The organism is Mycobacterium sp. ML4, from assembly GCF_054515735.1.
Genome location: NZ_JBTNSY010000068.1, coordinates 1 through 2,131, shown reverse-complemented (window position 1 = coordinate 2,131; position 2,131 = coordinate 1). Strand labels below are relative to the sequence as shown.

Below are 2,131 nucleotides of genomic sequence, written 5' to 3'. Positions count from 1 at the left end.
GACACGCCGTCATGATGACAGCAGCGGGCCCAAGCAATGCCTCGACCGTCGAGAGTCTCCTGGTGCAGAGCGGGGAGGAACCGGAAGTCGGCGTATCGGCTCGGTCTGCCGAATAACACAAACTATTGGAAATCAACGACACTCGTTCTGCGTCCGTTTCGCTGTAGTCCCTGGGCAGTTTGTGTGACCGGTGTGCGCAGCAGGTGGACCCGGGCCGGCATCAGTCCGTCCGGCCTGGAGATACGACTGCTACGCCGGCACGCCGTGAGCGGACAACGTCACACATTGGCTCGCCCCGGGCTACGCGGACGATGCGTTCGGCCGTCTCGAACGCCCGGGAACCGCGATGCACGGCCTGCACCGGCAGGCCGGCAGCCTGACGCAAGACCATTACCGCAAGGGCCGTATGAGTCCGGTGCGGAACGATCAGAAGTTTCGCCCGCGCATCACGGCCGCCAACGCTCATGATGTGCGGATTTATGCTCTGCCACCAGTCCCAATTCATATCCGGCTGACGTTGCAGGGATGACCAGTTGATATCGATGTCGATGACCTGGCCCAATCGGACATCCAAGACAGCGACCAATTCGGACAGCTCTCGCGAGATCAGGCCCGTGCGCGGCCACCACGCTCCATCGATCTTGTCCCCGAGCCGCGCTGCCAAAGTGAGCCGCACCGGGATCGCCGGTCGCCGCGGCCTCACCATCGTCACCATGGGTGCGGCCGGCTCCCCTGCCGAGGCAGTCGTCCCGCCGGGCCGTTGCCCGACAGCACCGACGATGCAATCTGTGGTTGGATTCTGTTGAGAGACAATGACACCGAGCGCCGGTTCTGCACGATTCATGGGACGACCCTTCCCAGTTCGAAACGACCAACCCGCGAACCGGGCCGACGGAGGAATTGCATTGCCCGCGATCCCCAGGGGGGAATGACGCTTGAGGCCGGCGCCGACAACGAAACAGCTCTTTGACCGACGTTACGCCACTACTTGCGCCGGTGTCGCTATGTCGGCATCGGCTCTCGATTCAGCGCAGCGCTTAAGGACGATTCCGCAGGTGCCCGGCGCATCGCCGGCGTTGCGCGGGAGGTTTCCCCCGGCGCGCCGGGCTCCCAGGCTGGATCGCCGTTGAGCCGTTGCCGTTTCAACCCGACCCTCTTGCGATGCGATGGAATGCCCCGAGCTCTGCTGAATGATCTTGCGCGCCAAAATCATTCGGGCTGTGTACATTTGACGTGCGCAACCAGGAATGCCGGCATGCCGGGCGGGAGCTCCGTCCGTCGTCGACAGGTTGTCCCGGATCGGTCACACCGTCATGATGGTTGGTCATCACGCCTGAGCGTCCTTGCCTGGCAACCATTTCTGAGCCCCGCCGCCGCGGCATTACGAGGTCTCGGGTCGGTACTACGGACGAATGCGGTGCGTTGCGGCAACGGTGTATTCAACGGCGGTGGTTCCTCGGGCCGACTCCTGCGGAGTCGAGCGAGGGCAACAGTCGGGTGGCGCGGCATGCGAGGCGTACACTTGCGAAACCGGGACCAACACAGGCCCCCATATCAAAGGGCCGCGATGTCTGATAAGTCCCCTCGGCAAACCATGACCAAGAAGTCCGGTAAATCTCTGAAAGAAAAACGGGCCGCGAAACGCGCCAAGGCCGACCAGCCTGCGCAGGCCGTGTCCTTGCTGCCAACCAAACAACACTGACGCCGCAACCCGTCGAACGGGCTTACTCGACAATGCCCGACGTTCATCCGACTTCCCGCACGAACCTCGACGTCAGAGATGTCACTAGCGGCGTCACCGAACCCGCGGCCCGACAAGAGATTTGAGCACAAAGTACTCGAACATATCGAGCACTCTTCCAGCGTTGTCTAGTCGATTGGCCGCTTTGGGAGCGAAATCGTGCCCATTTGAGAAGAAAGAAGAAATCAGCATGACACAGGGAACCGTCAAATGGTTCAACAGCGAAAAGGGCTTCGGCTTCATCGCTCCCGACGGTGGCGCAAAAGACGTTTTCGTCCACCATTCTGAGATTCAGGGGGACGGTTTTCGCTCCCTTGAGGAGAATCAGCGAGTCCAGTTCGAGATCAGCCAGGGGCCCAAAGGTCCCCAGGCGGTGCGAGTGACCGCCAT

2 protein-coding genes are annotated in these 2,131 nt (G+C 61.8%); one reads left to right on the top strand and one right to left on the bottom strand.

Translation table 11 applies throughout. From position 1 onward, the window contains the following. Nucleotides 1–220: 220 nt before the first annotated feature. Nucleotides 221–715 (bottom strand): DUF5994 family protein, encoded by a 495-nt coding sequence (locus ACX9NE_RS29180; RefSeq protein WP_459365252.1) that lies wholly within the window; start codon nucleotides 713–715, stop codon nucleotides 221–223. A 1,216-nt stretch (nucleotides 716–1,931) separates the two neighbouring features. On the opposite strand from ACX9NE_RS29180, the gene ACX9NE_RS29175 reads away from it, so the two are divergent. Beyond that, nucleotides 1,932–2,131: cold-shock protein (locus ACX9NE_RS29175; RefSeq protein WP_459365253.1), on the top strand; the 200-nt coding region annotated here is incomplete at its 3' end.

What these genes read in the sequence shown, in the direction of transcription:
- ACX9NE_RS29180 (WP_459365252.1), bottom strand. Translation starts at nt 715, where the DNA reads ATGGTGACGATGGTGAGGCCGCGGCGACCGGCGATCCCGGTGCGGCTC.